General features: G+C 70.5%; 20 protein-coding genes. 10 read left to right on the plus strand and 10 right to left on the minus strand.

Going from position 1 to position 17380, the window contains the following annotated elements; all coding sequences use genetic code 11:
* Window positions 1–12 precede the first annotated feature (12 nt).
* Genes qcrB through ctaE form a run of 4 tightly spaced genes read right to left on the minus strand, consistent with a single transcriptional unit; the run spans window position 13 to window position 4235 of the window.
* A complete protein-coding gene (qcrB, locus tag Aau02nite_RS21560; RefSeq protein ID WP_212990336.1) occupies window positions 13–1632 on the minus strand; it encodes a cytochrome bc1 complex cytochrome b subunit in 1620 nt (539 codons plus the stop codon).
* Complete coding sequence (qcrA, locus tag Aau02nite_RS21565) at window positions 1629–2747, minus strand: cytochrome bc1 complex Rieske iron-sulfur subunit (RefSeq protein WP_212990337.1); 1119 nt, start codon at window positions 2745–2747, stop codon at window positions 1629–1631. The genes qcrB and qcrA overlap by 4 nt, the downstream gene beginning before the upstream one ends.
* Window positions 2744–3592: a cytochrome bc1 complex diheme cytochrome c subunit gene (gene qcrC, locus Aau02nite_RS21570; RefSeq protein ID WP_212990338.1), complete on the minus strand. Its 849-nt coding sequence runs from the start codon at window positions 3590–3592 to the stop codon at window positions 2744–2746. Before qcrC ends, qcrA begins: the two co-directional genes overlap by 4 nt.
* Window positions 3593–3638: 46 nt before the next feature.
* Window positions 3639–4235: an aa3-type cytochrome oxidase subunit III gene (gene ctaE / locus Aau02nite_RS21575; protein ID WP_212990339.1), complete on the minus strand. Its 597-nt coding sequence runs from the start codon at window positions 4233–4235 to the stop codon at window positions 3639–3641.
* 124 nt (window positions 4236–4359) lie between these two features.
* Here ctaE and Aau02nite_RS21580 point away from each other — a divergent pair, with 124 nt between their 5' ends.
* The 4 genes from Aau02nite_RS21580 (at window position 4360) to Aau02nite_RS21595 (ending at window position 7346) form a co-directional block, all read left to right on the plus strand.
* Complete coding sequence (locus tag Aau02nite_RS21580; RefSeq protein WP_212990402.1) at window positions 4360–5361, plus strand: cytochrome c oxidase assembly protein; 1002 nt, start codon at window positions 4360–4362, stop codon at window positions 5359–5361.
* A 51-nt stretch (window positions 5362–5412) separates the two neighbouring features.
* Entirely contained in the window at window positions 5413–5859 is a 447-nt protein-coding gene (locus Aau02nite_RS21585; protein ID WP_212990340.1) for a hypothetical protein, read from the plus strand.
* An 82-nt stretch (window positions 5860–5941) separates the two neighbouring features.
* Window positions 5942–7006, plus strand: coding sequence for an anthranilate phosphoribosyltransferase (gene trpD / locus Aau02nite_RS21590; protein ID WP_212990341.1), 1065 nt, complete (start codon window positions 5942–5944; stop codon window positions 7004–7006).
* 133 nt (window positions 7007–7139) lie between these two features.
* Entirely contained in the window at window positions 7140–7346 is a 207-nt protein-coding gene (locus tag Aau02nite_RS21595; RefSeq protein ID WP_212990342.1) for a hypothetical protein, read from the plus strand.
* Window positions 7347–7448: 102 nt separating this feature from the next.
* Here the strand turns inward: Aau02nite_RS21595 and Aau02nite_RS21600 are convergent, their stop codons facing one another.
* Window positions 7449–7874, minus strand: coding sequence for a cytochrome c oxidase subunit 4 (locus Aau02nite_RS21600; protein ID WP_212990343.1), 426 nt, complete (start codon window positions 7872–7874; stop codon window positions 7449–7451).
* A gap of 9 nt (window positions 7875–7883) precedes the next feature.
* Window positions 7884–8747: an aa3-type cytochrome oxidase subunit II gene (gene ctaC, locus Aau02nite_RS21605; RefSeq protein WP_212990344.1), complete on the minus strand. Its 864-nt coding sequence runs from the start codon at window positions 8745–8747 to the stop codon at window positions 7884–7886.
* Between the two features lie 238 nt (window positions 8748–8985).
* On the opposite strand from ctaC, the gene Aau02nite_RS21610 reads away from it, so the two are divergent.
* Window positions 8986–10134, plus strand: a complete 1149-nt coding sequence (locus Aau02nite_RS21610; RefSeq protein ID WP_212990345.1) for a cysteine desulfurase family protein — start codon at window positions 8986–8988, stop codon at window positions 10132–10134.
* Window positions 10131–10343 (plus strand): sulfurtransferase TusA family protein, encoded by a 213-nt coding sequence (locus Aau02nite_RS21615; RefSeq protein WP_212990346.1) that lies wholly within the window; start codon window positions 10131–10133, stop codon window positions 10341–10343. The genes Aau02nite_RS21610 and Aau02nite_RS21615 overlap by 4 nt, the downstream gene beginning before the upstream one ends.
* Here Aau02nite_RS21615 and Aau02nite_RS21620 read toward each other — a convergent pair.
* The 4 genes from Aau02nite_RS21620 to Aau02nite_RS21635 form a co-directional block, all read right to left on the minus strand.
* Window positions 10319–10831, minus strand: coding sequence for a P-loop nucleotide/nucleoside kinase family protein (locus Aau02nite_RS21620; RefSeq protein WP_212990347.1), 513 nt, complete (start codon window positions 10829–10831; stop codon window positions 10319–10321). The two genes, Aau02nite_RS21615 and Aau02nite_RS21620, sit on opposite strands and share 25 nt — an antisense overlap.
* 5 nt (window positions 10832–10836) lie before the next feature.
* Window positions 10837–11823, minus strand: coding sequence for a carbohydrate kinase family protein (locus Aau02nite_RS21625; protein WP_212990348.1), 987 nt, complete (start codon window positions 11821–11823; stop codon window positions 10837–10839).
* A 132-nt stretch (window positions 11824–11955) separates the two neighbouring features.
* Window positions 11956–12330, minus strand: coding sequence for an iron-sulfur cluster insertion protein ErpA (gene erpA, locus Aau02nite_RS21630; protein WP_212990349.1), 375 nt, complete (start codon window positions 12328–12330; stop codon window positions 11956–11958).
* Window positions 12331–12431: 101 nt separating this feature from the next.
* Entirely contained in the window at window positions 12432–13544 is a 1113-nt protein-coding gene (locus tag Aau02nite_RS21635; RefSeq protein ID WP_212990350.1) for a glycerate kinase family protein, read from the minus strand.
* A gap of 49 nt (window positions 13545–13593) precedes the next feature.
* On the opposite strand from Aau02nite_RS21635, the gene Aau02nite_RS21640 reads away from it, so the two are divergent.
* The 4 genes from Aau02nite_RS21640 to Aau02nite_RS21655 all read left to right on the plus strand — a co-directional run bounded on the left by Aau02nite_RS21640 (window position 13594) and on the right by Aau02nite_RS21655 (window position 17263).
* On the plus strand, window positions 13594–13743 hold the full coding sequence (locus Aau02nite_RS21640) for a hypothetical protein (RefSeq protein ID WP_212990411.1): 150 nt from the start codon (window positions 13594–13596) through the stop codon (window positions 13741–13743).
* Window positions 13744–13804: 61 nt separating this feature from the next.
* On the plus strand, window positions 13805–14974 hold the full coding sequence (gene nadA / locus Aau02nite_RS21645) for a quinolinate synthase NadA (RefSeq protein WP_212990351.1): 1170 nt from the start codon (window positions 13805–13807) through the stop codon (window positions 14972–14974).
* 217 nt (window positions 14975–15191) lie between these two features.
* Window positions 15192–16547, plus strand: a complete 1356-nt coding sequence (gene murA, locus Aau02nite_RS21650) for a UDP-N-acetylglucosamine 1-carboxyvinyltransferase (RefSeq protein ID WP_212990352.1) — start codon at window positions 15192–15194, stop codon at window positions 16545–16547.
* An 80-nt stretch (window positions 16548–16627) separates the two neighbouring features.
* On the plus strand, window positions 16628–17263 hold the full coding sequence (locus Aau02nite_RS21655; protein WP_212990353.1) for a DUF3043 domain-containing protein: 636 nt from the start codon (window positions 16628–16630) through the stop codon (window positions 17261–17263).
* Window positions 17264–17380 lie beyond the last annotated feature (117 nt).

Consider the following 17380-nt stretch of genomic DNA (forward strand, 5'->3'; position numbering starts at 1 on the left):
TGCACCAAGCGACTAGCGGCCGGAGGTGATCTCCTCGCGCTCCTCGCGGGCGGTCACCGGCGGCATGCCCGGCGACACCGGCGCCTCGGCCGGCTTCTCGACCGGGAAGAAGAAGCCCTTCACCGCGGGCGCCAGGGCGCCGAGGCGGTTCATCTTCTTCGGGACGACCCAGCCCGCGTAGTCCAGCGGCAGCGGGTGGCCGTGGTCGTCGACCGGGCCGAGCGGCTGGTGGACTTCGTAGAAGCGGCCGTCGGGAGCCCGCTTGATGATGCCGGTCTCCACGCCGTGGGCCAGGACCTCGCGGTCGTGCTGCTGCAGGCCCAGGCAGATCCGTACGGCCAGCCAGTAGGCCAGCGGCGGGAGGATCACCAGGCCGATGCGGCCGCCCCAGGTCATCGCGTTCAGGCTGATGTGGAACTTGTCGGCGATGACGTCGTTGCCGCCGGAGATGGTGGCGATGACGAAGAACGTGAAGGCCATCGCGCCGACGCCGGTGCGCTCGGGTGCGTCCCGCGGGCGCTGGAGCAGGTGATGGGACTTGTTGTCCTTCATCCGCCGGGCCTCGATGAAGGGGTACATCATCGGGACCGTGAACAGCGCGCCCAGGCCGACCACGGCCGGCCAGAACAGCGGCGGGATCACGTAGCCTTCGCCGATCGGAAGGGTGATCTCCCAGGCCGGCATGAGGCGGACCAGGCCGTCCATGAACATGACGTACCAGTCGGGCTGGCTCGCCGAGGAGACCTCGGAGGCCCGGTACGGCCCGAACAGCCAGATCGGGTTGATCTGGAACAGGCCGGCCATCAGCGAGATGACACCGAAGACGGCCATGAAGAAGCCGCCCTGCTTGAGCGCGTACCGCGGGAACATGCGCTCGCCGACGACGTTCGAGTTGGTCCGGCCGGGGCCGGGCCACTGGGTGTGCTTCTGCTTGAAGACCAGGCCCAGGTGCACGCTGATCAGCGCCAGCAGACCGCCCGGGATGAGCAGCACGTGGGCGATGTAGAAGCGGCCGATGATCAGCTCGCCGGGGAACTCGCCACCGAAGATCGACGCCGAGACCCAGGTGCCGACGACCGGGATGGACAGCATGATCGCCGAGGCGATGCGCAGGCCGGTACCGGACAGGCCGTCGTCCGGCAGGGAGTAGCCGGTGAAGCCGGCCAGGAAGCCCAGCAGGAACAGCGCGATGCCGATGATCCAGTTGGCCTCACGCGGCTTGCGGAACGCGCCGGTGAAGAAGACGCGCGCCATGTGCACGATCATGGAGGCCATGAAGAGCAGGGCCGCCCAGTGGTGCATCTGGCGCATGAACAGACCACCGCGAACCTCGAACGACAGGTCCAGCGATGACGCGTACGCGGTCGACATCTCGGTGCCGCGCAGTGCCGGGTAGGCACCGTCGTACGCGATCTCCTTCATCGACGGGTCGAAGAACAGGGTCAGGAAGACGCCACTGAGCAGCAGGACGATGAACGAGAAGAGCGCGATCTCGCCGAGCAGGAAGGACCAGTGGTCGGGGAACACCTTGTTGAGCAGGCCGCGAAGGGGGGTGGCGACCTGCAGACGCTCGTCGAGACCCTTGGCTGTCTTACCCGGTACGGCTGCTAGATCGAATTTCCGGCGCTTCATGGCCGCTCCCAGAAGTCTGGCCCTACGGCCTCTCGATAGTCCGACGTTGCCACGAAGTAGCCTTCCTCGTCCACCGTGATGGGCAGCTGGGGCAGGCGGCGGCTCGCGGGACCGAAGATCGGCCTGGCGTTTTCCGTGATCAGGAACTGCGACTGGTGGCACGGGCAGAGGAGCCTGTTGGTCTGCTGCTCGTACAGGCTGGCGGGGCAGCCGGCGTGGGTGCAGATCTTCGAGTATGCGACGTAGTTACCCCACATCGCACCCTTGTTCTTGGCATCGCCGTCGGTCGCGGCGCGGGCCGCTGCGGCGTCACCGGCGCGCAGGTGGATGAGCAGAGTGGGCGAGTCGGCGTACTGGTTGGTCGCGCCGTGCGGGATGCCCGGGAAGACCGTGATCTGGCCGCCGACGCTCACGTCCTCGGGCCGGATCGGCGTGCCGTCCTCGCGGGTCAGCCGGACCAGCTTGCCTTCGTTGGGCACCGGGTCGAAGCCGGTGCGGAACAACGGCGGGTCCTGGCCGTGGTCCGGCTTGTGCGGGCTGCGGATCAGGCCGCCGACCAGCGGGGCCACCGCGGCCAGGGCGATCGGGGTCAGGCCCAGCGCGACCGCGCCCTTGAGCAGCGGCCGGCGCTGGATGGCCAGCTCGTCGGCCGTGAACAGCATCGTCTGGCCGGCGATCTGCCGGTCCTCGTCGGTCGACATCGCCTCGTGGCGGTCCTGGATCGAGACCTCGTGCGGCAGCAGCTTCTTGGCCCAGGTCAGGATGGCGAAGCCGATGGCCAGCAGCGCCAGGCCCAGGGAGATGCCGAGCACCGGCGTGTAGTAGTCGCTGGTGGTGTGACCCAGCTCGTACTCCCACGGCCAGAAGATGTACGCGATCAGGAAGACGAAGCCGAGCAGGCCGGCGAGCAGGAACAGCAGGGCGACCGAGCGCTCGATGCGCTTCTCCGCGCGGGTGTTCGGGCCGGGGAACTGCGACTCGTACGTGACGATCTCGATGTCGTCCCGCCGGGCGCCCTCGCGCACGATCTCGAAGCGCGACAGCCGCGGGTCGCTGAGGTCCAGCGGCTCCTCGCCGGCCCCGTGGGCGCCGTGCGGTTCCTTGACAACGGTCATGACTTCCCCGCAATCCACAGCGCCGCGAAGACCAGGATCGTGATGCCGACGATGAAGATCGCCACGCCCTCGGTGACCGGGCCGTAGCGGCCGAGGTTGAACAGGCCGCCCGGGTCCTTGTCCTCCTGCAGCTGCATCTTGACGTACGTGATGATCTCGCGCTTCTGCTCCGGGGTCAGCTGGTTGTCCCCGAACACCGGCATGTTCTGCGGGCCGGTGAGCATGGCCGCGTAGATCTCCTCGGTCGTCGCGTCGTGCAGGCTCGGCGCGTACTTGCCCGAGGACAACGCACCGCCGCCGCCGCCGAAGCCGTGGCACGAGGTGCAGTTGATCCGGAACAGCTCGCCACCGGCGGCCAGGGCCTCGGGGTTCTCCTCGAGGCTCATGGTCAGGTCGCCGGACGGGATCTCCGGGCCACCACCCAGCTCCTGGATGTACTGCCCCATCTGCTTGGTCTGCGCCTTGTCGAACTGCGGCGGCTTCTGCTCGGCCTGGGCCTCCTGACGGGTCATCGGCATGCGGCCGGTGCCCACCTGGAATTCGACCGAGGCCGCGCCGACGCCGATGAGGCTCGGCCCGCGGCCCTCGACACCCTCGGCGTTGCGGCCGTGGCACGAGATGCAGCTGTTGTCGAAGAGCGCCTTGCCCTCCTGCGCGGACGCGGAGAGCTGAGGGGTGTCCTCGGCGAACGCGCCCGGGGCGAAGGCGGTGTAGACGCCTCCGGCCAGCGCGAGCGCGGCGAGCATGCGCGCCGCCGCGCCGAGGCGCCGCCGCATCCGGCTCGGTGCCGACCGCCGCCGGTTGAACACCCGGAAGCGCCGGCCGGCGGGGGTGTCAGAAGTCATGGGTTGTGTCCTCTGGGTTTTGACCTTGAAACTCACGGGCGGGCGGCTACTGCAGCCAATAGATCATGGCGAACAGCGCGATCCACACGACGTCGACGAAGTGCCAGTAGTACGACACCACGATCGCCGACGTGGCCTGCGCCGGCGTGAACCGGCCCATGGTGGTGCGGATCATGTAGACGATGAAGGCGATCAGACCGCCCGTGACGTGCAGACCGTGGAACCCGGTCGTCAGGTAGAACATCGAGCCGTAGCCGTCGCTGTTGAGCTTGATGCCCTCGTGGACCAGCGTGCGGTACTCGAATGCCTGGCCGAGCACGAAGATCAGGCCCATGACGAAGGTGACGGTGAACCAGCGTCGCAGCGCGAAGACGTCACCCTTCTCCGCCGCGAAGACACCGAGCTGGCACGTGACCGAGGAGAGCACCAGGATCACCGTGAAGGTGGTGGCGTAGGGGATGTTGAGCGCTTCGGTGTGCTCCTCCCACAACTCCGGGGCGGCGGCACGGATCGAGAAATACATGGCGAACAAGGCCGCGAAGAACATGAGTTCACTGGAGAGCCACACGATGGTCCCCACGCTGACCATGTTGGGTCGGGTCAGCGAGTGGATCCGGCTCTTGTCGATGGCTGCCGCTGTCACGGGCTCATTATTGCCCCGCGATCACTTCAACATGTCGCGGGGGGCCTATTCCGTGGTGTGTTCGCGCCCCGTGCGCCGGTGACGGTCGGTCGGGGCCTAGCCTCGAAGGGTGCAGCCAGTCGAAATGCCCACGCTCGCGGCGGCCCCGGGGGATACTGTGCCCCCGCCGTTCAGCGTCGCCGAGATCTTCTCCCAGATCCGGCTGACCAGCCTGCTCGCGCTGTTCCTGGTCATCGCCGGTGCCGTCTACCTCTACGGCGTGCACCGCCTGCGGCAGCGCGGCGACCACTGGCCGCCCGGGCGCACGGTCGCCTTCCTGGCCGGCGGGCTGGGCTCGATCGCCGCGGTGACCGTGACCGGCATCGAGGCATATGACACAAGCCTGCTCAGTGTGCACATGGTGCAACACATGGTGCTGTCCATGGTGGGCCCGATCTTCCTGGCCCTCGGCGCCCCGGTGACACTGGCCCTGCGCACGCTGCCTGCGGCCAACCGCAGGGTGCTGCTGGCGGTGTTGCACAGCCGGGTCGCCCGGGTGCTGACCTTCCCGCTGGTCGCCTTCGGGATCTTCGTGGCCAACCCGTTCGTCCTCTACTTCACCGGGCTCTACCGGGCCACCCTCGAGCACGCCTGGCTGCACGAGTTCATCCACGTGCACTTCATCGTCACCGGCTGCCTGTTCTTCTGGCCGCTGCTGGGCCTGGACCCGCTGCCCAACCGCTGGCCGTACCCGGCCCGCGCGCTGCTCATGGTGCTGTCCGTGCCGTTCCACACGGTGCTCGGGCTGACCATCATGCAGAGCCGGACCCTGCTCGGCGGGGACTGGTACCCCAACCTGGGCCTGGACTGGTCGAACCCGTGGAACGACCAGGTGGTGGCGGGCGGCATCCTGTGGGCCGGCGGCGAGATCGTCAGCGTCACGATGCTGGGCATCCTGGTGCTGCAGTGGATCCGGCAGTCCGAGCGCGAGGCCAAGCGGATCGACCGGGCCCTGGACCGCGCGGAGGCCCAGGACCAGCGGCGCGCGGGCCCGGCGCCGGACGAGCCGGCCGGGGCGGCCACGGCGGCGGCGACCAAGATCACAGAGCCGGCCCCGACGGTACGACCACAGCCGGACGCGCGCTGACCGGTTCGGTACCATCAGCGGGCACCTACGAGCGTGGGAACCGGGGCACACATGAGCGACGACAACAAGCCGCAGCCGGACAAGTACACCGTCCTGCTGTACAGCGACGACCCAGCGGTGCGCGACCGGATCAGGCTGGCGATCGGCGTCCGCCCCGCCGCCGACCTCTCCGTGGAGTTCGTCGACGCCTCCACCTGGGAGGACTGTCGCAACCTGCTGGACGACTACGAGATCGACCTGATGGTCCTCGACGGCGAGGCGGCCCCGGCCGGCGGTCTGGGCATCGCCCGCCAGACCAAGGACGAGTACGCCGACCCGCCGCCCACCTGCGTGGTCATCGCCCGTGCGGCCGACCGCTGGCTGGCCGCGTTCGCCCAGGTCGACGCCACCCTGGTGCACCCGCTCGACCCGGTGACCACCGGTCAGACCATCGCCGGCATGCTCCGCGGCCGCCGCAACGGCGTGATCCCGCTGGGCACCATGGGCAAGCTGGGCTGACTCCCCCCGTCCAACCACCCCACCGCCACCCTTGACCGGACTGAAGGCGAGCCGGCCTCCCTCCCCCGAAGGAGTGCCCCGCATGGGAGCACCGACCTGGCCGAACCTGCTGAGCACCCTGCTGCGCTCGGAGGAGCTCTCGGCCCGGGACACCGCCTGGGCCATGGGCGAGATCATGGCCGGCAACGCGACCCCGGTGCAGGTCGCCGGCTTCGCGGTGGCGCTGCGGGCCAAGGGTGAAACCCCCGGCGAGTTGACCGGGCTGGTCGGGGCCATGCTGGCCAACGCCACCGTGGTCGAGCTGAGCGAGGACGTCCGCGCGGACGCCGTCGACGTGGTGGGCACCGGCGGGGACCGGGCCCACACGGTGAACATCTCCACGATGGCCGCGATCATCACGGCCGCGGCCGGGGTCAAGGTCGTCAAGCACGGCAACCGCGCGGCCTCGTCCGCCTGCGGCACCGCCGACCTGCTGGAGTTCTTCGGCATCCCGCTGGACCTGGGCCCCGAGGGGGTCAAGCGCACGGTCGCCGAGGCCGGGATCGGCTTCTGCCTCGCCGCCCGCTACCACCCCGGCATGCGGCACGCCGCCGTGACCCGGCGCGAACTGGGCCACCCGACGTTCTTCAACGTGCTCGGCCCGCTGACCAACCCGGCCCGGCCGCACGCGGCCGCGGTCGGCTGCTTCGACCAGCGGATGGCCCCGGTGATGGCCGAGGTCTTCGCCCGCCGTGGCGACTCCGCGCTGGTCATGCGCGGCGAGGACGGCCTGGACGAGTTCACCACGGCGGCGCCGACCCGGATCTGGACGGTCAAGGACGGGTCGGTGACCGAGTCCGTGGTCGACGCGGTCGACTTCGGACTGCCCCGCAGCAACCCGGGTGACCTGCGCGGCGGCGACGCGGCGTTCAACGCCGACGCGGCGGTGCGCACGTTCGCCGGCGAGAAGGGGCCGATCCGCGACGCGGTTCTGCTCAACGCGGCGGCGGCGTTCGCGGCCCACGCGGGCTTCCCGGGCACGTTCGCCGACACGATGCGCGCCGGGATCGCCCGGGCCGCGGAGACGGTGGACTCGGGGGCGGCGACGGCGCTGCTGGGCCGCTGGGTCGAGGCCGCCAAGGCGGCGAAGGCCGCCGAGTCCGCCTGACGCGGAGGACCGGGCGGCGGGCGGACAATATTTTCCTGACACGCCGCACCGGGTTCCTGACCTGCGCGACGGCCCGTGACAACGTTCGAAGGACATTCGGGTAATTCCACCTTCCGGCGAAGAGGAGCCACCCGTGCGAGATCGAGAACTGCGCTGCGTCATCTGCAACACCGAGATGCCGTTCGAGACACCACCCTGCGCCGACGGCCATGCCGAGGAGTGCCCCGAGCTGCTCTGCACGCGCTGCGGCGCGGCGGAGATCGTCGCCCCGGTCACCTTCCGCGTGCTGTTGTCCGCGGGCGGGTCCCGAGTGGCCCCCCAGCAGCGCCGGGCAGCCTGACCCATACCCGGCTGACCCCGCGCCCCGGTGCGGGCGGCACAGGCAAGCAGAAGGCCCGCATCCCTCAGGGATGCGGGCCTTCTGAACGTTGCTGCGTCCGGATCAGTGCTCGGCCGGGTGCCGGGTGCCGGAGTAGTACTCGAACAGCAGGCCGCACGACGCGAAGATCACCAGGATCATGCCCAGGGCGACCAGCCACCACTGCCAGAACACCAGGCCCAGGCCGGCGACCGACGCGGCCAGGGCCAGGCCGAACGGCCAGTAGCTGCCCGGGCTGAAGAAGCCGACCTCGCCGGCGCCCTCGGCGATCTCGCCGTCCTCGCGGTCCTCCGGGCGCAGGTCGATGCGCCGGGCCACGAACCAGAAGAAGCCGCCGCACATCGAGCAGAGCAGGCCGGAGAGGATCAGGGCGATGAAGCCGATCCACTCGAGCTGGCCCACCTCGCCGTAGGTGTAGGCGCCGTAGACGGCGGCCGCGCCGAACAGGAAGACGGCAACGCCGGCGAAGATCTTGTATTCGGTCTTCAACTCTGGTCCCTACTTCCCCGCCGCGGTGTTGCCGGACTGGTTCCACGACTGTCCGGTCCGGCGGGTGTCGAATGGCTGCGTGGTGACGGCGAAGCGCTCGTCGCCGGTGAAGCCGATGGCACCCATCGCGTCCTGGGTGGAACCGCCGGCCTGCTTCGCGGCGAGGAACTGGTCGAACTTCTCCGGGGAGACGACGACCAGCTCGAACTGCATGAAGGCGTGGTACGTCCCGCAGAGCTCGGCGCAGCGACCGACGTAGCGGCCCTCACGGTCGAGGGTCACCTCGAAGGTGTTGCGCACGTTGCCCGGGAACACGTCCCGCTTGAACAGCATCTCCGGCACCCAGAACGAGTGGATGACGTCGCGGCTGGTCTCCTCGAAGCGGATCTTCTTGCCCGTGGGCAGGACCAGCAGCGGGATGACGTCGCTCGAGCCGAGGTTGGACGCGACCGTCCTGGCCTCCGCCCCGGGCGCGTCGCGGTAGTTGAACTGCCAGTTCCACTTGAACGCGACGACCTCGACGGTCATGTCCGGCTTGGCCGACAACTTGTCCACGTCGGTCTGCACGATCGCCGTGTAGTAGAAGAGCACCGCGACGATCAGCACCGGGGTCACCGTGTACAGGACCTCGAGCGGCATGTTGAACCGGGTCTGCACGGGCAGGGTGTCGCCACGCTTGCGGTACCGGATGATGCACCAGAAGATCAGGCCCCAGACGAAGAACCCGACGACCAGTGCCGCGATCGTCGACGCGATCCACAGGTCGTACATCTTGTGGGCCTGCAGACTGATGCCGTGCTGGGGCCAGCCGAACCCGCCGAAGGCGCTTCCGACGCTGTCCACGGAACAGCCCGACAGCAGGGCCAGCAGCATGGCACCACCGACACCGAGCCCGGCGAGCCGTACGACACGCGGCCGTGCGACCGAACTCCTTGAGACCACCTGCTCCTGCCTCCCTAGAGCACCGCCCGGTGCGAAATCCGGACACCGGCGGCAAGGTGTCACCGACGGTCGCACACTACTCGACCTGGCCCTGCCACCCGCTGACCGGGGGTCGGATCTGCGGCGTACCCGCGAAACGACTGATCATGTGGACGATACCGTTCGGAAGGTGGAATTCATTGCCGATCCCGCCGGTGCGCCCGCCTACCTGGACGCGGCCAGCGCCGCACCCCCGCATCCCGTCGCGCGGCAGGCGCTGCTCGCCGCCCTGGCGGACGGCTGGGCCGATCCGGACCGCCTCTACGCCGCCGGCCGGCGGGCCCAGCAGCTGCGCGAGGCGGCGCAGGGCAGCGTCGCCGACTCGCTGGGGGTACGGCAGGACGAGGTGTCCTTCCTGTCCTCGGGTACGGCCGCGGTGCACGCCGCTGTCCTGGGCGGACTCGCCGGCCGGGCCCGGGCCGGCCGGACGCTGGTCCACTCGGCGATCGAGCACTCGGCGGTGCTGCACGCCGCGGCCCAGGCCGGCGACGCGGTGCCGGTCGGGGTCGACCTGGCCGGCCGGCTCGACCTCGACGCCTGGCGCTCCGAGGTCGGTGCGCCCGGAGTGGCCCTGGCCGGCCTGATCAGTGCCAGCCACGAGGTCGGCACCGTGCAGCCGGTGGCCGCCGCCGCGGAGGTCTGCGCGGAGCACGGCGTGCCGCTGTTCGTGGACGCGGCGCAGTCGATCGGGCGGGTGCCGGTGCCGCCGGGCTGGTCGCTGCTGACGGCCAGCGCGCACAAGTGGGGTGGTCCGCCGGGGGTCGGTGTGCTGGTGGTGCGCAAGGGGGTGCGGTGGCTCTCGCCGTACCCGGGTGATGATCGTCACCGGCCGCGGCCGGTCGGCGCGCTCGATCTGCCGGCCGTCGTCGCGGCCGCGGCCTCGCTGCGGGCCGTGCTGGTCGAGGCGCAGACCGAGGCCGTGCGGCTCACCGGGCTCGTCGAGCGGATCCGCGCGACCGTCGCGGCCACCGTGCCCGACGTCGAGGTGGTCGGCGATCCGGTGCAGCGGCTGCCGCACCTGGTCACCTTCTCCTGCCTGTACGTCGACGGCGAGGCCCTGCTGCACGCGCTGGACCGCCACGGCTTCGCCGTCTCCTCCGGCTCGTCGTGCACCGCCTCCACGCTGCGGCCCAGTCACGTGCTGGAGGCGATGGGCGTGCTCAGCCACGGCAACGTCCGGGTGTCGCTGCACCGCGGGACCACCGAGGATGAGGTGGACCGCTTCCTGGCGGTCCTGCCCGGGGTGGTCGCCGGGCTCCGGGCGGAGGCGGGGATGTGATCGAGGTGGACTCGCGAGGGCGGCGCTGTCCCCTGCCGATCATCGATCTGGCCAGACGGCTGCCCACGGTGGCGGTCGGCGAGGTCGTGCGGGTGCTGGCGGACGACCCGGCGGCGGCCAACGACATCCCGGCCTGGTGCCGGATGAAGGCCCAGGAGTATCTGGGCAGCCCGGCGCCGGACGTCTACGAGGTGCGCAGGCTCAGGTAGTCGACGACCGGGCCCACTGGCTCCTCGGCCAGGAAAGTGTCGACCACCAGGCGCGGACCCAGGTACGGCTCGTACTCCGCCTGGCGCTCCAGCACGCGCACCCAGTCCGGGATCCCATCGTGCGCGCGAGCGGCGAAGCGGCTCTCGACCCGGCGGCGGTGCTCGGCATCGTCGCCGCAGACCACCTCGACGACCCGCAGCGGGACGTCGAGGCGCTCGGCGAGTTCCACCCAGTGCTGCCGGGCCGCCTTCACCGGGTTCACCGCGTCGATGATCACGTGGTGCCCCATCCGGAGCTGGACCTCCGCAAGCGCCGCCACCACCCCGTACGCGGCATAGCCGGGCCGGGGTTCGGTGACGTCGTACGCCCGCATGGTGAAGTCGACGGTGTCGACCGCCAGCACGGCGGCCGGCAGCACCGCCCCCACCCGCTCGGCGAGCGTGCTCTTGCCCACGCCCGGCAGGCCGGCGAAGACGGCTAGCACCATCGCTTCTACTGGACCGTGGCGGGCAGGTGTGGCTGGACGTCGGCGGCGGCCTCGTCGCCGTAGGAGTCGGCGAGGCGCTTGAGGAAGAAGTCCGGCTTGATGTCGTACTCCTGCGGGCCGACCGTCTCCAGCACGAGCGCGGCGACCAGCGAGCCCACCTGCGCGGCCCGCTCGAGGCCGACGCCCCAGCCCAGGGCGGCGAAGAAGCCGGCCCGGAAGCCGTCGCCGACGCCGGTCGGGTCGTCCGCGATGACGTCGCGGGCGACCGGCACGTGGATCCGCTCCAGGCCGCGGCCGGTGATCTCGACGCCGTCCTTGCCGAGGGTGGTGACCCTGATCTTGACCTGCTCCAGGACCTGCTCGCCGGTGAGGCCGGCCTTGGTCTCCAGCAGCGACCGCTCGTAGTCGTTGGTCAGCAGGTACTCCGCGCCGGTGATCAGCGTCAGCACGTCGCTGCCGTCCATCCGGGCGAGCTGCTGCGACGGGTCGGCGGCGAACGCGAAGCCGCGGGCCCGGCACTCCTGCGAGTGGCGGATCATCGCGGCCGGGTCGTTGGCGCTGATCAGCACCAGGTCGAGGCCGCCGACCCGGGCGGCGACCGGCGCCAGCTCGATGTTGCGGGCCTCGCTCATCGCGCCGGCGTAGAACGACGCGATCTGGTTCAGGTCGTCGTCGGTGGTGCAGACGAAGCGGGCCGTGTGCGCGACCTCGCTGACGTGCACCGAGTCGCAGTCGACCCCGTGCCGCTCGAGCCAGGACCGGTAGTCGGCGAAGTCGGCACCGACCGCACCGAGCAGGATCGGGCGCAGGCCGAGCTTGCCCAGGCCGTAGGCGATGTTCGACGCCACGCCGCCGCGCCGCACGACCAGGTCGTCGACCAGGAACGAGAGCGAGACCTTGTGCAGCTGGTCGGCGATCAGCTGCTCGGCGAACTTGCCGGGGAAGTGCATCAGGTGGTCGGTGGCGATCGAGCCGGTAACGGCGATCTTCATGTCGGCCCTCGAGGTCGGGTGCGATTACCGGGTGAGCCTACCGGCCGTCGGCCCGCGGGACATCCGGGCGTCATCTGCCGGACATGGTCGAGGGCCGCTCCCGGTCACGGGAACGGCCCTCGGCGCTGCGGATCAGTGGAACGAGTCGCCGCAGGCGCAGGAGTTCTGCGCGTTCGGGTTGTCGATGGTGAAGCCCTGGGCGTCGATGCGGTCGGCGAAGTCGATCGTGGCACCCGCCAGGTACGGCGAGCTCATCCGGTCGACGACGACCTCGACACCGTCGAACTCCGCCACGATGTCGCCGTCCAGCGACCGCTCGTCGAAGAAGAGCTGGTAGCGCAGGCCGGAGCAGCCACCGGGCTGCACGGCGATACGCAGGCGCAGGTCATCGCGACCTTCCTGCGCGATGAGACGCTTGACATTGGCGGCCGCGACGTCGGTCAAGATGACGCCGGTCGGCGCGGCCTTGGTGGCCTCGGTCGACTCGGTGTGCGCTTCAGTGGTCACGTTGCGGTTCTCCTGCCGGTCCGGTGATGTGCCGTACCCGCCAACGCTAACGCTGTCCGGTCTTATTCCCAATCGCTGGGGCCGAGATGTCGAACACCTGGTCATCTGCTCCATTGCCGGGCGAGCGCGGCGGCGACCTCGCGCAGGCCCCGGGCCGGCTCGGCCAGTGCCTGTTGCTCCGAACCGAAGTGCTCGATCAGGGCGTACGTCTCGGTCACCCCGGCACTGGCGGCCTCGCGGTGACCGGTCTCGTTGCGCCCGGCGATGACCACGCAGGGCAGGCCCCGGTCGCGCGCGCCGTTGGCGATGCCGGCGGCGACCTTGCCCCGCAGCGACTGGTGGTCGAACGAGCCCTCGCCGGTGATCACCAGGTCGGCCGCGTCGAGCTGCTCCTCCAGCCCGATCAGGCTGGTCACCAGGCCGATCCCGGAGACGACCCGGCCGCCGAGGGCGAGCAGGGCGGCGCCGATCCCGCCGGCCGCGCCACCGCCGGGCAGGGTGCGCAGATTCTCGACGCCGAACGCCTGCTCCAGGACGCCCGCGAAGTGGTCCAGCGCCGCGTCCAGCCGGAGCACGTCCTCGCGGGTGGCGCCCTTCTGCGGGCCGTAGACGTTGCTGGCCCCGTGCAGGCCGACCAGCGGGTTGTCGACGTCGGTGGCGGCCACCAGGCGGACCTGGCGCAGCTGGGGCGCGCCGGCGAGCGCGGTCGCGGTGATCAGCGGCGCTCCCCCGTACGGCAGGGCGTAGCCGCTCACGTCGACCGGGCCGGCACCCAGCGCGGCGAGCATCCCGGCGCCGGCGTCGTTGACCGCCGAACCGCCGAGCCCGACGACCACCTCGGCGGCACCCGCCTCTACTGCGGCGGCGAGCAGCAGGCCCAGCCCGTACGAGGTCGCGGCGTTGACGTCCCGCTCCTGCCTGGTCAGCAGGTGCAGGCCGCAGGCCTGGGCGCTCTCGACGTACGCCGTGCTTCCCACCAGCAGCACCTCACCGCGGGCCGGGCGCCCCAGCGGGTCGACGGTGTCCACGGCGAGCCGGCGGCCGCCGAGCGCGGTGCCGAGCACCTCGACGAAGCCGGGGCCGCCGTCGGACAGCGGGCGCAGCACGGTCTCGTCGTCCGGGGCGGTCTCGTGCCAGCCCCCGGCCACCGCGGTGGCGACCTCGGAGGCGGTCAGCGTGCCGGCGAACTTGTCGGGGCAGATCAATACGCGCACGGGGAGAAAGTACAGGCATCACACAGGTTGGGGTGTCACGCTCGGTGGCATGGCCACTCTCATGCAGCGACTGCAGATGTTCCTGCGCAGCCCGAAGGGGCAGAAGATCGTCCAGCAGGGTCAGCGCCAGCTGGCCAAGCCGGAGAACCAGGAGAAGCTCCGCCGGCTCGCGACGAAGTTCCAGGGCCGTCGGCGCTGAGTGCCCTAGGACACTCCTTCGCCGGCCGACGGCGCGGCAACCTTGTGGAAACATGGATCTCGTGACGTCGACCTGGACCGAACCTGCGAACACCGCCACGGCCCTGCTGCTGCTCGGCCGTGGCACCGATCCCGCCAGCGAGCGCGGCGTGGACTGCCCCGGCGATCTGCCGGCGCCCAGCGACCCCGATCTGGTCGCCCGGGCCACGGCAGCCAAGGCCGCGCTCGGCGAGCGGGTCTTCGTGCTGGGCCACCACTACCAGCGTGACGAGGTCATCCAGTTCGCCGACGTCACCGGCGACTCGTTCAAGCTCGCCCGCGAGGCCGCGGCCCGCCCCGACGCCGAGTTCATCGTCTTCTGCGGCGTGCACTTCATGGCCGAGAGCGCGGACATCCTGACCGGCCCGGGCCAGCAGGTCATCCTGCCCGACCTGGCCGCCGGCTGCTCGATGGCCGACATGGCCGTGCTGGGCCAGGTGGAGACCGCCTGGGAGCAGTTCACCGACCTCGGCATCGCCGACGACGTCGTCCCAGTGACCTACATGAACTCTTCCGCCGACATCAAGGGCTTCGTCGGGCGCAACAACGGCGTGGTCTGCACCTCGTCCAACGCCAAGCGCGCTCTGGACTGGGCGTTCGAGCAGGGGCAGCAGGTCTTCTTCCTGCCCGACCAGCACCTGGGCCGCAACACGGCGGTGCTGGAGATGGGCTTCGACCTCGACGACTGCGTGCTCTACGACCCGCACAAGCCCCACGGCGGCCTCACCCCCGAGCAGCTGCGCGACGCCAAGATGATCCTCTGGCGCGGACACTGCTCGGTGCACGGCCGGTTCACCATCGACAGCGTGCGCGAGGTGCGCGAGCGGGTGCCGGGCGTCCGCGTGCTGGTCCACCCGGAGTGCCGGCACGACGTGGTCCGCGCGGCCGACGAGGTCGGCTCGACGGAATACATCATCCGGGCCCTGGACGCGGCGCCCGCCGGTTCGGCCTGGGCGGTCGGCACCGAGCTCAATCTGGTCCGCCGGATGGCCCTGGCGCACCCGGACAAGCACATCACGTTCCTGGACCGGACGGTCTGCTACTGCTCGACCATGAACCGCATCGATCTGCCGCACCTCGTGTGGGCGCTCGAGGAGCTCGTGGCGGGCCGCGTGCCCAACCGCATCACCGTCGACGAGGACACCGCGAAGTACGCGCGGGTGGCCCTCGATCAGATGCTGGCACTGCCGTAAATTCTCACCCTGGGTAACCGTCGATGAGCCGTACGCACGGCTGCACCTTTTTGTTGCCTTAATCATCAGCAATTCGTGCCGCCTTGGGCGTTGTGATGATTTCTGCTCTGGTCACGCAGGGCTATGCTGCCCGGGCGGCAGCCGCCCGGTCCCCCACCGTCGGCTGCACCCCTGTTCGCATCCGGGCGCGCTGACGCGCCCGCCTCTGGAGGTTGCGTTGACCGACGACGTCCTGGCCGTACACGGCGGTACGCCGCTGCACGGACAGATCCGGGTCCGTGGCGCCAAGAACCTGGTTTCCAAGGCCATGGTGGCCGCCCTGCTGGGCGAGTCGCCGAGCCGGCTCTTCGACGTGCCGCGCATCCGCGACGTGGAGGTCGTACGCGGCCTGCTCGGCCTGCACGGTGTGAAGGTCACCGACGGCGCCGACGACGGCGAGCTGGTCATGGACCCCACCAACGTGGAGAGCGCCAGCAGCGACGAGATCAACGTGCACGCCGGGTCGAGCCGGATCCCGATCCTGTTCTGCGGTCCGCTGCTGCACCGGCTCGGGCACGCGTTCATCCCGGACCTGGGTGGCTGCCACATCGGCCCGCGGCCGATCGACTTCCACATCCAGGCGCTGCGGCAGTTCGGCGCGGTCGTCGACAAGACGCCCGAGGGCATGCACCTGACGGCCCCCCACGGACTGCACGGCACCAAGCTGGAGCTGCCGTACCCGAGCGTGGGCGCCACCGAGCAGGTGCTGCTCACGGCGGTGCGCGCCGAGGGCGTCACCGAGCTGCGCAACGCGGCCATCGAGCCGGAGATCATGGACCTGATCTGCGTCCTGCAGAAGATGGGCGCCATCATCACCGTGCACACCGACCGGGTCATCGAGATCCTCGGCGTGCCCCGGCTGCACGGCTACAACCACAAGCCGATCCCGGACCGGATCGAGGCCGCGAGCTGGGCCGCCGCCGCGCTCGCCACCCGCGGCGAGATCGAGGTGCTGGGCGCGCAGCAGGCCGACATGATGACGTTCCTCAACGTCTTCCGCTCGATCGGCGGCGAGTTCGAGATCACCGACGCCCGGGTCGGCCGCACCGGCGTGACCGGCGTCGAGGGCGGCATCCGGTTCTGGCACCCGGGCGGCGAGCTCAACGCCGTGGCGCTGGAGACCGACGTGCACCCCGGCTTCATGACCGACTGGCAGCAGCCGCTGGTCGTGGCGCTGACCCAGGCCCGCGGGCTGTCGATCATGCACGAGACGGTCTACGAGCAGCGCCTGGGCTACACCGAGGCGCTGAACACCATGGGCGCGACCATCCAGGTCTACCGCGACTGCCTCGGTGGCACCCCGTGCCGCTTCGGCCGGCGCAACTTCAAGCACTCCGCGGTCATCGCCGGCCCCAGCAAGCTGCACGCGGCCGACCTGGTCATCCCCGACCTGCGGGCGGGCTTCAGCCACCTGATCGCCGCGCTGGCCGCCGAGGGCACCTCCCGGGTGTACGGCGTCGACCTGATCAACCGCGGCTACGAGGACTTCGAGGGCAAGCTGGCCGCCCTCGGCGCGCTGGTCGAACGCATCTGATCTCCCCGCTCCAGGAAACCGCGCCGGCTCTCCGCCGGCGCGGTTTCGGGTTTGTGGGGGCTCTTGGCTACGCTGCGGGGGTGTCCTCGCTGTTTCGCCGAAAGTCCACCGACCTCGTGTCCGACGCCACCGCCACGGTGACCGACGAGCCCGGGCAGTCGGCCGCGCCCAAGCCCAAGGCCTACACGCCCTCGAAGAAGGAACTCGGCGTCGCGACGCCGAAGCGCACCAACGCGCAGCGCCGGCACGACACGGCGCAGGCCCCGGCCAACCGGCGCGAGGCCTACAAGCAGATGCGCGAGCGTCAGAAGCTCGAGCGCGCCGAGGCGTCGGCGGGCATGCGCGCCGGCGACGAGCGCTACCTGCTGGCCCGCGACCGCGGCCCGGAGCGCGCCCTGGTCCGCAACATCGTCGACGCCAAGCGCACCGCCGGCACCTGGTTCTTCGCCGGCGCGATCATCGTCTTCGTCGGCTCGACGGGCGCGATGCCCCCGGTGGTCCAGATCGGCGCGAACCTGCTCTGGGCGATCCTGGCGATCGCGGTGCTCGTCGACAGCGTGCTGATCGCCCGCAAGGTGAAGAAGCTGGTCTCGGAGCGCTTCCCGGACACGACGCAGCGGATCGGGTCGCTCTACCTCTACGGGATCATGCGCGGGCTGACCTTCCGCCGCATGCGCGTCCCGAAGCCTCAGGTGGAGTTGGGCGACAAAGTCTGATCATCCAGATCAAGGTCAGGAGCTGGATGTCGTGCCTGGTTGCAGGGTGCTGACCGTCGCTCCCGCCGAGACCGGGCGAGGGTGACCAATCGCCTGGCGGCTCATGGGCGGCCACCC

Origin of the sequence: Actinoplanes auranticolor (genome assembly GCF_018332655.1) — a bacterium.
GTDB lineage: Bacteria > Actinomycetota > Actinomycetes > Mycobacteriales > Micromonosporaceae > Actinoplanes > Actinoplanes auranticolor.